At 63.0% G+C, this 17,190-nt stretch carries 16 protein-coding genes and 1 pseudogene; 12 read left to right on the top strand and 5 right to left on the bottom strand.

Annotated features, from left to right (window positions below; translation table 11 throughout):
• Positions 1 to 73 precede the first annotated feature (73 nt).
• Positions 74 to 673 carry a DedA family protein gene (locus QTL56_RS08860; RefSeq protein ID WP_229574455.1) on the bottom strand — a complete coding sequence of 200 codons (600 nt, stop codon included), beginning with the start codon at positions 671 to 673 and terminating at the stop codon, positions 74 to 76.
• Positions 670 to 1,077: a hypothetical protein gene (locus QTL56_RS08855; protein WP_229574454.1), complete on the bottom strand. Its 408-nt coding sequence runs from the start codon at positions 1,075 to 1,077 to the stop codon at positions 670 to 672. The genes QTL56_RS08860 and QTL56_RS08855 overlap by 4 nt, the downstream gene beginning before the upstream one ends.
• A 46-nt stretch (positions 1,078 to 1,123) precedes the next feature.
• Here QTL56_RS08855 and ung point away from each other — a divergent pair, with 46 nt between their 5' ends.
• The 6 genes from ung (at position 1,124) to QTL56_RS08825 (ending at position 6,690) form a co-directional block, all read left to right on the top strand.
• Positions 1,124 to 1,816 carry a uracil-DNA glycosylase gene (gene ung / locus QTL56_RS08850; RefSeq protein WP_245136208.1) on the top strand — a complete coding sequence of 231 codons (693 nt, stop codon included), beginning with the start codon at positions 1,124 to 1,126 and terminating at the stop codon, positions 1,814 to 1,816.
• 153 nt (positions 1,817 to 1,969) lie between these two features.
• Positions 1,970 to 3,244: an NAD(P)/FAD-dependent oxidoreductase gene (locus tag QTL56_RS08845; RefSeq protein WP_245136210.1), complete on the top strand. Its 1,275-nt coding sequence runs from the start codon at positions 1,970 to 1,972 to the stop codon at positions 3,242 to 3,244.
• Between the two features lie 111 nt (positions 3,245 to 3,355).
• Positions 3,356 to 4,783 carry an aldehyde dehydrogenase family protein gene (locus tag QTL56_RS08840; protein ID WP_245136212.1) on the top strand — a complete coding sequence of 476 codons (1,428 nt, stop codon included), beginning with the start codon at positions 3,356 to 3,358 and terminating at the stop codon, positions 4,781 to 4,783.
• A 230-nt stretch (positions 4,784 to 5,013) separates the two neighbouring features.
• Entirely contained in the window at positions 5,014 to 5,412 is a 399-nt protein-coding gene (locus QTL56_RS08835; protein WP_229574450.1) for a DUF1236 domain-containing protein, read from the top strand.
• A 76-nt stretch (positions 5,413 to 5,488) separates the two neighbouring features.
• Positions 5,489 to 5,812 carry a flagellar basal body-associated FliL family protein gene (locus tag QTL56_RS08830; RefSeq protein WP_245136214.1) on the top strand — a complete coding sequence of 108 codons (324 nt, stop codon included), beginning with the start codon at positions 5,489 to 5,491 and terminating at the stop codon, positions 5,810 to 5,812.
• Between the two features lie 104 nt (positions 5,813 to 5,916).
• Entirely contained in the window at positions 5,917 to 6,690 is a 774-nt protein-coding gene (locus tag QTL56_RS08825) for a metallophosphoesterase family protein (protein WP_245136217.1), read from the top strand.
• Positions 6,691 to 6,707: 17 nt separating this feature from the next.
• On the opposite strand, the gene QTL56_RS08820 is transcribed toward QTL56_RS08825, so the two are convergent.
• On the bottom strand, positions 6,708 to 7,607 hold the full coding sequence (locus tag QTL56_RS08820; protein ID WP_229574447.1) for a DMT family transporter: 900 nt from the start codon (positions 7,605 to 7,607) through the stop codon (positions 6,708 to 6,710).
• Between the two features lie 216 nt (positions 7,608 to 7,823).
• On the opposite strand from QTL56_RS08820, the gene QTL56_RS08815 reads away from it, so the two are divergent.
• The 4 genes and pseudogenes from QTL56_RS08815 (at position 7,824) to QTL56_RS08800 (ending at position 13,549) form a co-directional block, all read left to right on the top strand.
• Complete coding sequence (locus QTL56_RS08815) at positions 7,824 to 9,122, top strand: adenylosuccinate synthase (RefSeq protein ID WP_245136219.1); 1,299 nt, start codon at positions 7,824 to 7,826, stop codon at positions 9,120 to 9,122.
• 59 nt (positions 9,123 to 9,181) lie between these two features.
• Complete coding sequence (locus QTL56_RS08810) at positions 9,182 to 11,671, top strand: hypothetical protein (protein ID WP_245136222.1); 2,490 nt, start codon at positions 9,182 to 9,184, stop codon at positions 11,669 to 11,671.
• 274 nt (positions 11,672 to 11,945) lie between these two features.
• A pseudogene (locus QTL56_RS08805) lies at positions 11,946 to 12,755 on the top strand (ABC transporter ATP-binding protein); the annotation flags it as partial.
• Entirely contained in the window at positions 12,752 to 13,549 is a 798-nt protein-coding gene (locus QTL56_RS08800) for an ABC transporter permease (protein ID WP_245136225.1), read from the top strand. The pseudogene QTL56_RS08805 and the gene QTL56_RS08800, both read left to right, overlap by 4 nt.
• 86 nt (positions 13,550 to 13,635) lie before the next feature.
• Here QTL56_RS08800 and rpoH read toward each other — a convergent pair whose 3' ends face one another.
• Together rpoH and QTL56_RS08790 are read right to left on the bottom strand one after the other, a co-directional pair.
• Complete coding sequence (gene rpoH, locus QTL56_RS08795; RefSeq protein ID WP_229574442.1) at positions 13,636 to 14,538, bottom strand: RNA polymerase sigma factor RpoH; 903 nt, start codon at positions 14,536 to 14,538, stop codon at positions 13,636 to 13,638.
• Between the two features lie 199 nt (positions 14,539 to 14,737).
• Positions 14,738 to 15,766, bottom strand: coding sequence for an RluA family pseudouridine synthase (locus tag QTL56_RS08790; protein WP_245136226.1), 1,029 nt, complete (start codon positions 15,764 to 15,766; stop codon positions 14,738 to 14,740).
• 171 nt (positions 15,767 to 15,937) lie between these two features.
• Between QTL56_RS08790 and QTL56_RS08785 the strand changes: the two genes are divergently transcribed.
• Positions 15,938 to 16,330: a hypothetical protein gene (locus tag QTL56_RS08785; RefSeq protein ID WP_245136227.1), complete on the top strand. Its 393-nt coding sequence runs from the start codon at positions 15,938 to 15,940 to the stop codon at positions 16,328 to 16,330.
• A gap of 7 nt (positions 16,331 to 16,337) precedes the next feature.
• The gene (locus QTL56_RS08780; RefSeq protein ID WP_245136228.1) at positions 16,338 to 17,171 is read left to right on the top strand and encodes a TrmH family RNA methyltransferase; all 834 of its coding nucleotides are present in this window, start codon (positions 16,338 to 16,340) and stop codon (positions 17,169 to 17,171) included.
• Positions 17,172 to 17,190 lie beyond the last annotated feature (19 nt).

Raw genomic sequence — 17,190 nt, 5'->3', positions numbered from 1 at the left:
GTATCTCAGCTTCGGATAACATCGCTGTGTGACAGTTCGGCGAAGCCCGTAGCGGCCCGCAAAGTCGCAGGCTTCAGTCCTTGGATCGCAGCGCCTGCAGCAACTTGAAGCCGAGGATCGCCGCAACCGCGCCCGCGGCCAGGAAACCGCTGATGCTGCCGCTGATTTCCGCGATCTCGGTGACGCTTTCGCTGAAGCTCGCGCCGAGGCCCGTATAAAGCCCGACCCAGACCGTTTCGCCGAGGATGCCGGCCAGTGTGAAGCGCGCCCAAGAGAAGCCAGAGGCGCCAGCCATCAGGTTGAGATAGGGGCCGAGCGGAGAGAGCAGCCAGCGCGTCAGGAAGACGGCCATATTGCCGCGCTCGTCCATTTCGCGCTGCGCCCGTTCGATCGCCTTGCGTCGCGCCGGATTGCGGGCGACGATCGGGACCAGCCGACGCCCTGCGGTCCAGCCCAGCATATAGCCCAACTGGTCGCCGAAGACGGCCGAGGCGAGGGCGACCGCAATCACGATCCAGAGGGTAAAGTCGCCGGCTGCGGCAAGGGCGCCCATCAGCATCATCACGATGGAGGCTGGCAGCGGTGCGCCGAGGCAGCTGGCGCAGACAACGAGACCGAGCAGGGACAGTCCGTAGGACGGCAGCGACGCGAGCAGCGTCTCGGTCAGGGTCATTTCGGCGGACCTCGGCGGCGGAGATCGGCAAGCGAATCCTCGATCTCAGCCTTGAATTCTTCAAAACTCTGGCCGCGCTCGTCGGCAAGCCGCTCCAGCGACGGGCGGGGGCCGTCCTTGGGCGGGGGCGGAAGATCGAGGTCACCGGCGAGCTTCTCTACCGGCACGTGCCAGGAATGGGCAACATAGCCGATCGTCATCCAGGGTTCGGGCGGCAGCTCCTGACGCGCCGGGTCTGCCCAGTAGATGACGAACAGGATTGTCCGCCCGGCGAAGAAGATCGCGAGCGCCATCGCCAGCACGAAGGCCGAAGTGAGGATCCGGTGGCGGCGCCACAGTCTGAGGAAAGGCTTCACGGTTCTCTTGTGTGCTCCGGTCGACGGAAGGTTGACAGACCCGGTCACGGGGATTCTATCCTTGCCTTCTAACCGAGAACGGGGAGTGGCGGCAATGGTCGAAGCGGACGTCAGGCTCGGTGACAGCTGGAAAGCCGCGCTGGGCGATGAGTTCAGTCGTCCCTACATGCAGGGCCTCAAGACCTTCCTGCAGCGGGAAAAGGCTGATGGCAAGCACATCTTCCCGAAGGGCGTGGAGTATTTTCGTGCGCTCGACCTCACGCCGCTCGATGACGTCAGGGTGGTGATCCTCGGGCAGGATCCCTATCACGGCGCGGGCCAGGCCCATGGCCTCTGCTTCAGTGTGCAGCCGGGCGTGCGGGTCCCGCCGTCTCTCGTTAACATCTACAAGGAGATGCAGAGCGATCTCGGCATCCCGCCAGCGCGCCACGGTTTCCTCGAACATTGGGCCCGGCAGGGCGTCCTGCTGCTCAACAGCGTGCTCACGGTTGAAGAAGCCCGTGCGGCCTCCCATCAGGGGAAGGGCTGGGAGACATTCACCGATGCGGTGATCCGGGCCGTCAATCTGGACTGCGAACATGTCGTCTTCATGCTCTGGGGGGCCTATGCGCAAAAGAAGGCCGCCTTCGTCGACCGGGCGCGGCATCGGGTGCTGACGGCGCCGCATCCTTCGCCGCTGTCTGCGCATAACGGCTTCTTCGGCTGCCGCCACTTCTCTCAGGCCAATGATTATCTGGTGGCGCAGGGCAGAAACGCCATTGATTGGCAATTGCCCGCGACGCCCTGATATCGTTTCGCGAAAAGTCTTTCACGCTCTTCTTAAGTAGCGATGCTTCACTCTACCGTGGCGCCAAAATACAGCCTGACGTCTATTGTCTCTTTTTTTCAGCCAATGCAGATTGCGCCACGATCTTTCCATCGTGGCGCAGGTCTAAGCTTCATGCAGCCCTCATTGTCGGTTTCGCCTGTCTGGCGACGGCCCGTTTCGCCGATTGCCTGCCGGTTCGCCGAGGGCACTGTCGATCTCGTCGTGGTCGGCGCCGGATATCAGGGGCTTTCGACCGCGCTGCATGCTGCGCGCGCGGGGCTTTCGGTCCAGGTCATCGAGGCGGGCGACATCGGCACGGGCGCATCCGGGGTCAATGGCGGACAGGTCATCCCCGGGCTGAAGCAGGATCCGGAGCTGTTGATCACCCTGTTCGGCGACGAAGACGGCAAGCAACTCACCCGCTTTGCCGCCAGGACGGCCGACGTCGTCTTCGACCTGATCGCGCGCGAAAGGCTGGACGTCGAGCACATGCGCTGTGGCTGGATCCAGGCCGCGCATACGGAAGCCGCACTGCAGGCCGCCATGCAGCGTAATCGCCAATGGCGAGCCCAGGGCGCTGACGTCGCATTGCTCAATCAGGCGGAGATCGCACTGCTGATCGGTTCCGAGGGCTATCGCGGCGGTTTCCTTGACCGGCGCGCGGGTGTCGTCAATCCCCTGGCGCTGGTGCACGAACTGGCGAGGATCGCGACGGAGGCGGGCGCCGATCTTGCCACCCGCGATCCGGTGACATCGCTCGTCCGTGACGGGACGTCGTGGCGGGTGGGAACCCGGAGCGGACGCTCGCTTCGCGCCCGGAAAGTGCTGCTTGCCACGAATGCCTATTCCGGCCTGCTTTCCCCGAAGCTCGCACGAAGCCTCGTCTGGTTGCATTCCTTCCAGATCGCCACCGAGCCGCTGCCGCCAGAGTTCGACACCATCCTGCCGGGTCGTCATGCGGTGTCCGACAGTCGGCGGATCCTCGTCTATTACCGTCGCAGCCCGGATGGTCGCCTCGTCTTGGGTGGTCGCGGGTCGATGCGTCCGCCGCGCACGGCCGAAGACTGGGTGCATCTGGAGCGGGCGTTGCTGCGGCTCTATCCGATGCTGTCCAACGTTGCGATTTCGCATCGCTGGTTCGGGCGTGTCGCCATGACGCCCGATCATCTTCCGCATCTGCACGAGCCGGAGCCTGGGCTGCTCATGGTGGCCGGCTGCCAGGGGCGAGGCATCGGGCTCATGGTCTCGCTCGGTGAGCCGATTGCGCACTATGTCGCGACAGGCGACCCCGGCATGCTGCCCCTGCCAATCTCGCCGCTTCACGGCATCCCCCTCAATCGCTTTCGGCGCATCGGGATTGCCGCCCATGTTGCCTGGTACAGGTTGCTCGATGGTCTGGAACGCTGATCTTTCCATTCTCGTTGGGAAAAAGGGCAACGAGCCGTCTTGCGGACTTGCCGAGATCGATCCCGTGAAGAATAGTTCGAAACAGTCAATTCTTCCCCAAGTGGAGTCTGTATGTCCAAGCATCTGAAATTCTTCATAGACGGCGCTTGGGTGGATCCCATTGTCCCGGCTGTCCTCGACGTCTCCGATCCGGCGACAGAGGAGCCGTTCACGACGATCTCTGTCGGGGCCAAGGCCGATGTGGACCGCGCCGTGGCTGCGGCAAAGGCGGCGTTCACAAGCTTCTCGCAGACAGACAGGGCGGAGCGACTGGCGCTGCTGGAACGGATTCTCGAGGCCTACAACGCTCGTTTCGAGGATATTGCGCAGGCAGTGAGTCGGGAAATGGGTGCGCCACTTGCCTTCGCCCGGGACTCGCAGGCCTGGGCAGGACGGGCGCATCTGGAAGCGACGATCGCGGCCTTCAAGACCTTCAATTTTTCCGAGCAGCGCGGCACGACCCGGATCGTCAGGGAGCCAATCGGCGTCTGTGCCTTGATTACGCCCTGGAACTGGCCCCTCAACCAGATCGTCTGCAAGGTCGCCCCGGCCATTGCCGCGGGCTGCACGGTGGTTCTCAAACCGTCCGAGATCGCGCCGATTTCCGGCCTGATCTTCGCCGAGGTCATGGAAGCTGCCGGTACACCAAAGGGCGTTTTCAACCTCGTCAATGGTCGCGGCCTGGAGGTCGGTCAAGTCATGGCGGGTCATCCCGATGTCGACATGGTTTCCTTCACCGGATCGACCCGCGCCGGTATCATTGTCGCCAAGACGGCCGCCGATACGGTCAAGCGCGTCGCGCAGGAACTGGGGGGCAAGTCCGCCAATATCATTCTTCCGGATGCCGATCTTGTCACGGCGGTAAGCAAGGGCGTCGAGGGCTGCTTCGGCAATTCCGGCCAGTCCTGCGATGCGCCGACCCGCATGCTGGTGCCGGCGGACCGCCACGACGAGGCCTTGCAGATCGCCAGACAGGCCGCCGAGAAATACAAGGTGGGTGATCCCCAGGCACCGGATACAGTGCTCGGACCTGTCGTCAGCGACATGCAATACGACAAGATCCAGCGGCTGATCGAGGTGGGGATCGAGGAGGGCGCGCTGCTCGTCAGCGGTGGTCCCGGGCGTCCCGAGGGGCTCAATCGCGGCTATTATGTCCGCCCGACCATCTTCGGCCATGTCACGCCTGACATGACGATCGCGCGCGAGGAGATCTTCGGGCCGGTGCTGTCGATCATGCCCTACGAGACGGAAGAGCAGGCGATCGAGATCGCCAATGACACCGTTTATGGTCTCGCAGCCTATGTGCAGTCCGAAAACATCGAACATGCGCGCCGGGTGGCGGCCCGGATGCGGGCGGGCTCGGTTTATCTCAATTATCCCGACTGGGATACGGCCGCTCCCTTCGGCGGCTACAAGCAATCGGGCAATGGTCGCGAATATGCCGATTGGGCCATTCACGATTTCCTCGAAGTCAAGGGTATCGTCGGCTGGGGTGAGTGACCGCGAGCCTGTCGGGCGTCGCGGACGGTTGCCGGCAGGTAAACTCGCCTCGGGGCGTCAAGCCCTCGCCTGCCACCTGAAGTAAAGCGTGCGGACCAGTCTGCACGCCTGCCTCAATTTTGTCTATTTTTCCAATCGCTTGCAGTATCAGGCTCTAAAGGCGTGCGTGGAACAATTTCCCGTGATGCCCGTTCTTTCCGTCAATGGCAGACAACGGAAAGGATCCAGCCATGAAGACGAAGATCATTGCTCTCGGAGCCATTCTCATCGGTGCCGTGGCATCGCCAGTCGCGGCGCAGGAAGGCACTGTTACGGGCGCTGCAGGCGGCGCCGTCACCGGTGCTATTGTCGGTGGCCCGGTTGGGGCTGCGGTGGGTGGTGTGGTCGGTGCAATTGCCGGCACCGCCGTCGATCCGCCACCCCAGAGGGTCGTCACCTATGTTCAGCAGCAGCCCGTGCCCGCGCAGCCCGTCGTGATCGAACGACAGGTGGTTGTCGGTGAGCCTTTGCCGCAGGAAATCGTCCTGACGACGATCCCTGAAGATCCGGCCTATGCCTATGCGGTGGTCAACAACCAGCGCGTGATCGTCGACCCACAGACCTATGTCGTTGTTGGGGTCGTCCAGTAAGGACGAAAGACTTCAGCAAAAGAATGAACGCGCTGCCGCCGCACAGCAGTTGGCAGCCCATCCAGGAGGAAATACCATGGATCAACGTCCCGATCCCCGCCTTGACCAGCGGCCGCATGTTACCCAGCAGACCACGACGAGTGGCGCGAGCTGGGGTATCGCGGTGCTGCTGATCGTCGTAATCGCCGCCGGTGCCTTCTTCATCTTCGGCGGTGGTGCAGACACCGATTCGCCAATGACGCCGGCCACGGAATCGACCACCCCGGCAGAACCGGCAACGCCACCAGCAACTGATGCCGCCCCGGCCGCTCCGGCGACCCCGCCGGCCGCTGATCCGGCCCCGGCTGACCCCGCCCCGGCGGCACCGGCCCCGGCGACGCCGCCGACGACAACGCCTTGATCATTTAAGGCAGTCTTTGAGAGGTCAGCTACCGCTGGTGGCTGGCCTTTCGCGTTTGGTTGGGCATTGTTGGGATCTTCCCCACGGATCAAGGGAGACAGACGATGGGTGATGTCGGACTGGCGGTAGCACAGGGGGCAGGTGCGTCACGTCTCGCCATCGATCCGCTGCGTTACGCAGCAATCTATGCCGTTGGCGACGTGCATGGCTGTCTCGAGCCTCTGGTCGACCTCGAGGAGCGTATCCGCGAGGATGCGGCCTCGATCGAAGGGCGAAAACTGATCGTGATGCTGGGTGACTATGTTGATCGCGGGTCGAAGTCTGCGGCGGTCCTCTATCATCTCACAGCCGCGCCACCTGTCGGGTTCGATCGTATCTGCCTGCGCGGCAATCACGACGATGCGTTTCTTGCCTTTGTGGAAGGTGACCCTGCGGGCAATTGGGTTCTCGATCACGGTGCGAAAGAGACGTTTCGGTCCTATGGCGTCGAAGTTGACGACCATCCATTGCGGGGTGCCAGCCGCCCTTTGCGGGAGATGGTCCGTACTACTGTTCCGCAAAGCCATGTCGACTTTCTGCGAAGTCTGCCGGTGCTGCTGACCGTCGGAAATGATGTCTTTGTCCATGCCGGCATTCGGCCCGGACGCCCGCTTTCCGAACAGACCGACGAAGACCTGATGTGGATTCGCCGGTCGTTTCTCGATCTCGGGCCCGGTCTTCCCCTACGCGTCTTCCACGGCCACACGCCTGTGAAAGAGCCTGATGTCGGGCCTGATCGGGTGAGCCTCGACACCCACTGCTATCGCACCGGACGGCTGGCAGCCGCGCGTGTTGTGGACGGGGATGTCACGATCCTGTCGGTCGGCGGGCCTGGCTGAATCGGGAGGCCATCCGTTCAGCGGGCCGGTTTTTCGACCGCCGGCTTTCCCCATTCGGCGATCGCGATACCGCCCAGAACCAGAACCAGTGCCACGACGTGAAAGACTTCCAGCGTTTCACCGAGAATGGTGATCGACAGCAGAGTTCCGAAGACGGGCACGAGGTTGATGAACAAACCGGCACGGTTGGCACCGATACCTTCGACGCCCTTGATGTAGAGGATCTGCGAAATCAGCGACGGGAAGAGCCCGGCATAGAGGATGATCAGCCAGCCGCGCATGTCGGGCAGGATCAACTCACCACGACCCGCTTCCCACCAGAGAAGCGGGAGACAGGTGACGGCGGCTGCGAGTGCCGGGACGGCCATCAGGCTCTTCCAGTGCACGGGTGGTTTCCAGCGCAGCGAAACGGTGTAGATCGCATAGGAGATGCCGGCAAAGAGCATCAGCAGGTCGCCGTGGTTCAGGGTGAGCGTCAGCAGCGTCTGCAGATCGCCATGCGAGGCCGTGACGGCCGCACCGACGAAGCTGATCAGGAAGCCGAGGATCTGGATGGCCGAGACCTGAATGCGAAACAAAAGGAAATTGATGACGAAGATCAGGACCGGAATTGCACCCTGTTCGATCGCGCCGTTGACGGCGCTGGTATATTTGAGTGCGGTATAGAGAAAACCGTTGAAGGCGGCATAACCAATTGCACCGTAGAAGATCAGCAGCTTCCAATTGGCCTTGAGGACGCTCCAGTCCTTGCGAATCTGCGGGATCGCGATCGAGGCAATGACCAGGGTCGCGAGCGCCCAGCGTCCGAAGCTGAGGACCATGGGGCTTACATGGCCGAGCGCGAGCTTGCCGGCGATGGTATTGCCACCCCAAAGGAGGGTGGTGATGACGAGAAAGCTGTATGCGCGTATGGGCAAAGGCATCACTTCCCTGCAGGCGGCCGCTGGTTGCCGAAACCATATCGCTTTGGTCCGGCGCAGCGCGAATTGCCTCCGAATTAGGCGAGGGGGCATGCTTTGTCACGCAAAAAGCCAAATCTGGCCTCAAGACGGGTCGATTTCCGAAAAACAACACAGTATAGATGCGCGGGTTTGGGTAGGGCGCAGACACTGCGCGATATACAGGATTATGTGATGACGAATGTCGTGGTGATTGGTTCGCAATGGGGTGACGAGGGCAAGGGCAAGATTGTCGACTGGCTCTCCGAACGTGCGGACATCGTGGTTCGCTTCCAGGGCGGACACAATGCCGGCCACACGCTCGTCATCGACGGCGTTTCCTACAAATTGTCGTTGCTTCCCTCGGGTGTCGTGCGCCCTGGGAAGAAGGCCGTCATCGGCAATGGCGTCGTCGTCGACCCGCATGCGCTGATCGCCGAAATCGGCCGTCTGAAGGAGCAGGGCGTCGAAGTGACGCCGGACAATCTGCGCATCGCTGAAAATGCGACGCTGATTCTCTCGCTGCACCGCGAACTCGACGGCATGCGCGAAGATGCGGCTTCCAACAGCGGCACCAAGATCGGCACGACTCGCCGCGGTATCGGCCCTGCCTATGAGGACAAGGTCGGCCGTCGTGCGATCCGAGTGATGGACCTCGCCGATCTCGACGCGCTTGACGGAAAAGTCGAGCGGATCCTCACCCATCACAACGCGCTGCGTCGCGGCTTCGGCGTGGCCGAAATCGAGCACAAGACGATCATGGAGGAACTGACTTCGATCGCCGATCGTGTTCTGCCCTTCATGGATTCGGTCTGGGTGCTGCTCGACAAGGAGCGCCGCAAGGGCTCGCGCATCCTGTTCGAAGGCGCGCAGGGCTCGCTGCTCGACATCGACCACGGCACCTATCCCTTCGTGACCTCGTCCAACACGGTCGCAGGCCAGGCCGCTGCAGGTTCTGGCATGGGCCCGGGTTCGCTCGGTTATATCCTCGGCATCACCAAGGCCTATACGACCCGCGTTGGCGAAGGCCCGTTCCCGACGGAACTGCATGATGAGATCGGCCAGTTCCTGGGCGAGAAGGGGCATGAATTCGGCACGGTGACGGGCCGCAAACGCCGTTGCGGCTGGTTCGATGCAGCCCTGGTGCGCCAGTCGGTCGCGACCAATGGAATCACCGGCATCGCGCTTACCAAACTCGACGTTCTCGACGGTCTCGAAGAGCTGAAGATCTGCGTCGGCTACAAGCTCGACGGTCAGGCAATCGACTATCTGCCTGCTGCCCAGGCTGCCCAGGCGCGAGTCGAGCCGATCTACATCACGCTCGAAGGCTGGAAGACATCGACTGTCGGCGCCCGCAAATGGGCGGATTTGCCGGCTCAGGCGATCAAGTATGTCCGCCAGGTGGAAGAACTGATCGGTGCGCCGGTCGCCCTCCTGTCGACAAGTCCCGAACGCGACGACACGATACTTGTGACGGACCCTTTCGAGGACTAATCTAGTATTTTAATGAAGTTTTGCCGGCGTGGCGGGCCGGCTCTCAAGAGAAAGTGCTGATGGCAGACTTTATCGCGGTAATTCGACGGGCCGTAGACGGGCTCTCGAACAACACTCCGGAGATGCGCGTACGGGTCTATGAAAAGGCCCGGGCCGCTGTCGTTCGGCAGCTTGAGAACATGTCGCCGCGCCCGCCCGAACACATGCTTCAGCGCCAGCTCGACAAGCTCGATGCCGCGATCCGTGAGGTCGAGGCCGAACATGCCGAAGCCTTGCCAGCCATCGACGAAGTGCCGGTCGTTGCCGAGGCGCCTCCAGAGGCGGCCGGTACGGCAGACATGGCAACGACTGGTGCCGTTGCCGCGTCTTCGCCCGCCTGGGCCGAGCCTGTTCCGGCAGCCGAGGAAGAGCCTGCGGCCGGCCCTGAAGACGCTCAGGCCTTGCCCGAAGCGGTCCAACCGGTCAACGAGCCCGTCGAGACCTATGCCGAGAACGGTCCCTCTGTGACCGGTGACGACTGGGCCGACGCCCATATGGCGGAACCGGCTGCCGAGCCAGAGCCTGAAAGTCTCGAAGTCTATCGCGCAGAGCCGGTTCAGGAACCGGAACCCGTTGCGGATGACGCCGCGCCGGTTGACGCAGGCTGGCGGGTCGAGCCGACATTCGGTGCCGATGATCAGGACACCGATTACGAGCGCCTCTACGACGACCGTCCCGAAGAGCCCGTTGCCGCCGAGCCGGAGAGCCCGGCAGAGGTTGAAGCCCCCGCCGAAGCCGAGCCCTTCCAGGAGGCCCCGACAGCCGAGGAAACCTGGTCGCAGCAGGACGAGCCCGAGCCGACCACGCCGGCCTGGGCGGTCGAGCCGCCTGCCGAGCCCGAAGCCGCTGAACCCGAACGTGCTGAACCCGAACTCTTGGCCGCCGAGGTCCAGCCGGAACCCGAACCCGATCTCGCAGCGCAAACGCCAGCCGCCGCCGTACCGGTCGATTCGGTCGATGACTGGCTGCAGAGCCGTGCCCAGGATCCGCTGCCGACGATCCCCGCTGCGAGCTGGGATCCTCCTGTCGCGACCGAGACGGCCGCGAACCGCGTGCCGGAAGTTCCGGAAATCGACATGGCCCCTGCGGCCGTATCCTATACACCGACCGACGAATTCCCTGCCTATGAGGAGCCGGTTCGTGTCGAAGCGAGCCATGACTTCCTCGCTTCGGAGGGGCTCAGCCTTCCGGATGCTGACCCCGCGACACTCGGGACGATCGGCGAACCTCCGGCTGCAGCGAACATTGAACCAGACGATTTCAGCCAGTGGTTCCAGGATCACGCGGAGGAGGCCAAGGCTTCGCCGCGCGAGGGTGACGTTGGGTCTGCACAGGGCGCATCGCTTGCTCCGACCGAGTGGGACGAGCATATCGACAGCTTTGCGCCGAGCGCAAAGGGTGCCCAGGTCGATGTCGCTGCCGGACAGGCCGACGGCATGGAGACCCTGGTCAGCGGTTATGGACAGCAGCCTTCCTATCGGCTGGAGCCGAAGAAGCGGCGTAATCTTGCGCCTCTCATCATCGGTGGCCTGATCGTTGCCCTGCTTGCTGGCGGTGGTTACCTCGCCTGGAGCATGCGTGATGATATCGGCAGCATGGTCGCCAACCTGACCGGCGAGATTGCGCCGGCAGAAGAGACGACGGCCCCGCCGGCCACCACGCCGGCCGGTTCCGAGACACCGGCCGAACCGGTGACCGAAGAGGCCGCCACTCCGCCTGCCGCTGCGACGGCTGCCGACCAGAAGTTCACCCAGCGCCTGCGTCCCGATGGCACCGAAATCGACGAGGGTGCAGGGTCTGCGCCGATCGAAGGTGCACCGGCCGAGGGCCGCTCGGTTTCCGCCCAGACGGTCGCCTCGGCCGTCGAGCCAAGCGATGCACCGGCTGCCGCCAATGGCGCTGCCGCCACGCAGAGCCCGGCCACGTCCGGGGATGCTGCAGCGATCGCTGGAGGCGAGAAGCTCTTCCTTTACGAAGAGCGCATCGGCCAGGCGACTCCGGTTGCCGTGCCGGGCTCGATCAGCTGGACCGCCGTTCGCGAGAACGGTGCCGATGGACGACCCGACCCGCAGATCCAGGGGCGCATCAACGTGCCGGAGCGCGGTATCACGGCCCTCCTGACGATCAAGCGCAACACCGACAATTCTCTTCCGGCAAGCCATATCATCGAGGTCGTCTTCTCGGTGCCACCGGACTTTGAAGGTGGCGCGATCGAGAACCTGCAGCGCATCGCCATGAAGCGTACCGAACAGGATCGTGGTGACCCGCTCGTCGCTGTCACCGCCAAGGTCACCGACGACACCTATCTGGTTGCGCTCAACGACTTCGAGGATGTCGTCAAGCGCAATGTCGAACTGCTCTCGACCCGCGGCTGGATGGACATTCCGCTCACCTACCGCAACGGTCGCCGGGCGCTGATCACGCTCGACAAGGGCACGACGGGCGGCAATGTCTTCGAGCAGGTGCTGCGCGAATGGGCAGCGCTGACCCCGGCAGCGCCGGCGAATTGAGGGTCGCCCTCCCAAGTCTCTTCCAGATCCGCCGGAATTTTCCGGCGGATTTTTCATATCGAGCTGGCGTGAAGGTGGCGGATCAGGAAGGCACTTCCTTTCCGCGCGTCCGCATAGAGCAACAAGTGCAGGTTAGGGTGTGATCGCAGCAATGACACAGACCAGTGTGGCAACGGCCCCCATGTCGACGACCGGGAGCCCGGCGATCGACTTCGTTTCTGTGCACAAGGGTTTCGGCCGAGGTGCCAGCGCGGTGCAGGCGCTCGACGGGCTCAGTCTCTCGATCCCGCGCGGTGTAGTCTATGGTCTGCTCGGCCCCAACGGAGCGGGCAAGAGTACGCTGCTGCGGATCCTGGCAGGGCTTCTCCGGCCCGATCGCGGCGAAGTCCGGATCTTCGGCGATGCGGCAACACCTGCCGGACGGCGGCGGCTCGGCATGCTGATCGAGGCGCCGAGCTTCTATCCTTTCCTGACGGCCAGAGAACATCTGCGGATCTTGGCGGACAGTTCCGCGACATCCTCTTTGGTGGAGCCGGTGCTCAAGCGGATCGGATTGCAGAAGGCAGCGGACAAGGCTGTGTCCGGCTTTTCGCTTGGCATGAAGCAGCGCCTCGGCATCGGTTGCGCGCTGGTCACGGAACCAGAGGCGATCATTCTCGACGAACCGACAAATGGTCTCGATCCGGACGGCATTCTCGAGATGCGCGCCCTGATCCACGATCTGGTGCATCGGGACGGGTTGACCGTGCTGCTTTCCAGCCATCTGCTGGATGAGGTGGAACGGGTCTGCGACCGGGTGGCGATTCTGCAGCATGGAAGACTCATCGCCGAAGGTGCGGTTGCCGATCTCCTCGATCAGGAGGGGCGCTTCTGGTTGCGGGTCGATCATCCGGACGGGCTGGTTACGCAGCTGGACGGCCGCGGCCAGGCAGCCGACGGTGGTGTCTATGTTCGCATCGATCAATCCGAGGTGCCGGACCTGATCCGGTCGCTCGCTGTGTCGGGTGTGCGCATCCACGAGGCGAAATGGATCAAACCGGACCTCGAAACGGTGTTCCTGTCGCAGACGCGGGAGATGAAATGATGGGGACCCTTATCCCGACCGAAATGCTGAAGCTCGTTCGGCAGCCCGCGATCCTGTTCTGGGGCTTTCTCGTGGTGCCGCTGGTGGCGGTTCTGCTCAAACTCGTGATCGAGGGCTTCCTTCTTTTTCGCATGGGTCACCGGAGTGCCGGAGACGTCGATCTTTTCCTGTCGGCGGCAAGAGGTCTCAGCCTGTCCGGCAATTCCCTCGGGCATCTTCTGTTTGCGCTGGGCGTCGCTTCGGTCTTCTTTCTTGAATACCGCTACTCGACATGGCGCCTTCTGGTGCCGCGCCATGCCCGTTTCGAACTCTATGCAGCCAAACTCATCGTCTGCCTCGCCTGGCTTGCGCTGGGGCTCCTCGTCGTCGTGCTGGGCGACATGGCGCTCAACCTGCTGTTCTCGCTGATCAAGGGGCAGGGTGGTGGCGCACTCCTGGTCACTTCGGGTTCGTTCTCGCTGCTTCTGATCGCTGCGGGAATCGCATTCCTCGAACTTGCCGTGCTTGCTTCGCTGGTCGCGGTGATCGTCGTCATCTTCCGCTCGATGATCGCCGCTGTGCTGTCGGCCTTTCTGCTGGCGATCGGGTCGACGCTGCTACAGCTTTACCTGGGGGCGGATGCGGATCGGCTGCCCTTGCCGAGCTATGCTGCCCAGGCGCTCCGCGACTGGTTGCTTGCAGGTGGCTCCGAAGTCCCGGCAATGTTGGGCTTTGCCGTTCTGCTGGGCTGGCTCGTCGTGCTGAACGGGCTTGGACTGGCGGTGTTCTCGCGGCAACAACTCGCCGTCGAATAGGCGAGATCGATCATTTCACCGATATAAAGATAGCCGCCCGGTTCATCGGGCGGCTTATTTCTCGTTCTCAAGGATCCGGTGGCGGCTCAGGCCTCGACGACCCGCAACGCCTTGGCGCTTTCCAGCGCATCCTTCTGAACGGCTTCCTGCACCTTCTCGAAGGCGCGGACCTCGATCTGGCGGACGCGTTCGCGGCTGATGTCGAACTCGGACGAGAGTTCTTCCAGCGTAACTGGATCTTCTGCCAGGCGGCGGGCCTCGAAGATGCGACGCTCGCGGTCGTTGAGCACGCTCATCGCACGCTTCAGCATGCTGCGGCGGGTGTCCAGCTCGTCCTGTTCGATCAGGACCGCTTCCTGGCTCTCATGGTCATCGACGAGCCAATCCTGCCACTGGCCACTCTCGCCTTCCGCCGCGCGCAGCGGGGCGTTCAGCGATGCGTCGCCCGACAGGCGGCGGTTCATCGAAATGACCTCCTCCTCAGACACCTTGAGCTTGGTCGCGATCTCGGTCACCTGATCAGGCTTGAGGTCACCCTCCTCGATGGCCTGGATCTTGCCCTTGAGACGGCGCAGGTTGAAGAACAGCCGCTTCTGGTTGGCGGTCGTGCCCATCTTCACCAGCGACCAGGAGCGCAGGATGTATTCCTGGATCGACGCCTTGATCCACCACATGGCATAAGTCGCCAGGCGGAAGCCGCGCTCGGGATCGAATTTCTTCACGGCCTGCATCAGGCCGACATTGCCTTCCGAGACGACTTCGCCGATCGGCAGGCCATAGCCGCGATAGCCCATGGCGATCTTCGCCACGAGGCGCAGATGGCTTGTGACCATGCGATGCGCCGCGTCCCGGTCGCCGTGTTCGGCATAACGCTTGGCAAGCATGTATTCTTCCTGGGGTTCCAGCATGGGGAACTTGCGGATCTCGTCCAGGTAGCGATTGAGGCCGGCTTCTCCGGCGGTGATGGACGGCAAACTGCTGCGGGCCATATAGCACCCCTCTTTCTTCGTTGGACTCCCAAAAACCGGCGAGTCCCATCTCCGTGGATCTCTCTATCCCACAGAAATCCGTATGTCAGATAAGTATGGCAAAACGGCGATACAAGATTTGCGTTCCGTCACGAGGCCGTGAAACCCAAAAATAATTTGCGTGCAATTCAATTGTGCTTGGTTGTGGCCCCTGGCGGCCTCACATTCCCTTCAGTGCATCGATCACCTTCTGCAGATCCGCCGGAATCGGGGCCTCGAAGCGCATGGTCTTGCCCGTGGTCGGGTGCTCGAAGGCGAGCAGGTAGGCGTGCAGGGCCTGACGGTGGAACTTGTTCACCGCCCGCTTGGCATCTTCCGGCAACAGGTTTGCCTTGGTCTTGAAGGCTGCGCCGTATTCCTGATCGCCAATCAGCGGATTGCCGATATGGGCCATATGGACGCGGATCTGGTGCGTGCGTCCGGTTTCGAGCCGGCATTCGACCAGTGAGGCGAGGCAGGAGGCGTCCGGTTTCTCGCCATAGCGCTCCAGCACGGTGTAATGCGTGATCGCCTCGCGGGCGTCGTCGGTGTCTTCGCGCTTCACCGTACGCTTGGTGCGATCGGCGCCGGAGCGGCCGAGCGCTGCGTCAATCGTGCCGGCGAGCGAGCGGGGACGTCCCCAGACCACGGCGCGGTAGGCGCGCTCCAGAGGGCCGGTCCGTCCGTGATCGGCGAACTGCTCGGCGAGGTGGCGGTGGGCGATGTCGTTCTTGGCAACGACCATGACGCCTGATGTATCCTTGTCCAGGCGGTGGACGATACCGGGGCGCTTGACGCCGCCGATGCCGGAGAGCGTGTCGCCGCAGTGGTAGATCAACGCATTGACCAGCGTGCCATGCCAATTGCCGGCGCCCGGATGGACGACCAGGCCCGGCGGCTTGGCGATGACGATCAGATCCTTGTCCTCGTAGAGAACCTCGAGCGGAATGTCCTCGCCCTTCGGCTGCGGGTCTTCCGGCGCCGGCAGGTCGATGATGACGGTGTCGCCCGGCTTGATCTTGCGATTGGGAGAATCGAGCGGTGCGGCGTTCAGCTGAACCGCGCCCTGTTCGATCAGCGCCTTGACGCGATTGCGGGAAAATTCGGCCCCAAGGGCTGCCGTCAGCCAGGCGTCGATGCGGCCTTGGGCATCGCTATCGGCAATCAGCTCTTTCCTTGATGCGGCGGCTTCGTTAAAGGGGTCGGTCATCATGTCATCCCGTTTCACGGTGGCCGATGCTGCGGCCCTGGTTGCTGCCATTTGGCACAGACCGGGCTTTGGGACAATCGACAGCCGGTCGACCCGGCAATTTTCTCCGGATCGTTCGCATCGGAAAAAGTGTCGGGATCAATGCGAACGCAATGGGAAACGACTGCTGCCATGGCGCAAATGGACGACGAAAACCAGGAAGACAAGCCGCTCGATCCGGCGATGGAGAGCGTGCGGCGCAAGATGGTCAAGCTGCAGCTGATCTCCGGCGGCATCATGGCGGTGCTCTTCCTCGCGGTGCTGGTATCGATCTTCTACAAGCTGACGCGCGACGAAGGCGGCGCCGAACCAGTGACGGCGGCTGCACCCTCCTTCGCGGTTCCGTCCGACCAGCCGCTGAGCCTCACCGCCAATCTGCCAGCCGGCTTTCGCGTGGGTCAGACGTCGCTCTCGGGCAGCCAGATGCTGATCTATGGAGAGATGGGATCCGGCGAACGCAAGGCCTTTGTCTTCGATCTCGCGCTCGGCCGGATCATCGCCGACGTCACGCTTGCCGGCGACTGAGGCAGACGTGGAGCCCGGGCGCCTTATCGACATCACGGATCCCGGCGATGTCCGGATCGCTGAATTCATCTCGATCCGCGAACGCGATCTGACGGGCCGCCAGGGACAGTTCATCGCCGAAGGTACGGTGGTGCTGTCCATGCTCGCCAAGGCGCATGCCGGGGCCGGGCCGGTGAAGGCCGAAAAGCTTCTCCTTCTCAAGAACCGTGTGGCGGGGCTATCGGACCTGCTGGCGCAGTTCTCCGAGGATGTGCCCGTCTATGTGGCTGATGCCGCCGTGCTCGATGCCGTCGTGGGTTTTCACCTGCATCGTGGAGTGCTGGCGCTCGGCAGTCGGACTGCACCACCTGATCTCGCCGCACTGATCGGAGCCTTGCCCGACGATGCTCTCGTGCTCGTCGGTTGCGGCATCTCCAATCATGACAATATCGGCTCCCTGTTCCGCAATGCCGCCGGTTTCACGGCGGATGCCGTGCTGCTCGACGAGACCTGCTGTGACCCGCTCTACCGCAAGGCGCTGCGCGTCTCGGTCGGCTCTGTGCTTGCCGTGCCGTATGCGCGGCAGGGCGCGGCACAGGACGTGCTTGGATCGCTGGCTGAAGCAGGATTCGAAATATGGGCGCTGTCGCCCGCCGGCACTGTCGAGATCGACACCATCACGCCGGGGCGGCGCGTCGCGCTGGTCATGGGCACGGAAGGCGAGGGGCTTCCCCCTGTTATCCTCGATCATTTCCTGTCCGCCCGCATCGCACAGGCGCCTGGACTGGACAGTCTGAATGTCGGGACGGCGAGTGGAATTGCACTCTACAATATCGCGCGTGCCATGGGCAGGCTCGGCTGACCTAGGGCTGAGCGGCGCA

It is taken from the genome of Peteryoungia algae (genome assembly GCF_030369675.1).
Taxonomy (GTDB): Bacteria; Pseudomonadota; Alphaproteobacteria; order Rhizobiales; family Rhizobiaceae; genus Allorhizobium; species Allorhizobium algae.
This window is presented reverse-complemented; position numbering and strand designations above follow the sequence as displayed.

Excerpts from the sequence above, each read along its gene's own strand:
- QTL56_RS08860 (WP_229574455.1), bottom strand. The coding sequence starts at position 673 with ATGACCCTGACCGAGACGCTGCTCGCGTCGCTGCCGTCCTACGGACTG.
- ung (WP_245136208.1), top strand. The coding sequence starts at position 1,124 with ATGGTCGAAGCGGACGTCAGGCTCGGTGACAGCTGGAAAGCCGCGCTG.
- QTL56_RS08845 (WP_245136210.1), top strand. The coding sequence starts at position 1,970 with ATGCAGCCCTCATTGTCGGTTTCGCCTGTCTGGCGACGGCCCGTTTCG.
- QTL56_RS08840 (WP_245136212.1), top strand. The coding sequence starts at position 3,356 with ATGTCCAAGCATCTGAAATTCTTCATAGACGGCGCTTGGGTGGATCCC.
- QTL56_RS08835 (WP_229574450.1), top strand. The coding sequence starts at position 5,014 with ATGAAGACGAAGATCATTGCTCTCGGAGCCATTCTCATCGGTGCCGTG.
- QTL56_RS08830 (WP_245136214.1), top strand. The coding sequence starts at position 5,489 with ATGGATCAACGTCCCGATCCCCGCCTTGACCAGCGGCCGCATGTTACC.
- QTL56_RS08825 (WP_245136217.1), top strand. The coding sequence starts at position 5,917 with ATGGGTGATGTCGGACTGGCGGTAGCACAGGGGGCAGGTGCGTCACGT.
- QTL56_RS08815 (WP_245136219.1), top strand. The coding sequence starts at position 7,824 with ATGACGAATGTCGTGGTGATTGGTTCGCAATGGGGTGACGAGGGCAAG.
- QTL56_RS08810 (WP_245136222.1), top strand. The coding sequence starts at position 9,182 with ATGGCAGACTTTATCGCGGTAATTCGACGGGCCGTAGACGGGCTCTCG.
- QTL56_RS08800 (WP_245136225.1), top strand. The coding sequence starts at position 12,752 with ATGATGGGGACCCTTATCCCGACCGAAATGCTGAAGCTCGTTCGGCAG.
- rpoH (WP_229574442.1), bottom strand. The coding sequence starts at position 14,538 with ATGGCCCGCAGCAGTTTGCCGTCCATCACCGCCGGAGAAGCCGGCCTC.
- QTL56_RS08790 (WP_245136226.1), bottom strand. The coding sequence starts at position 15,766 with ATGACCGACCCCTTTAACGAAGCCGCCGCATCAAGGAAAGAGCTGATT.
- QTL56_RS08785 (WP_245136227.1), top strand. The coding sequence starts at position 15,938 with ATGGCGCAAATGGACGACGAAAACCAGGAAGACAAGCCGCTCGATCCG.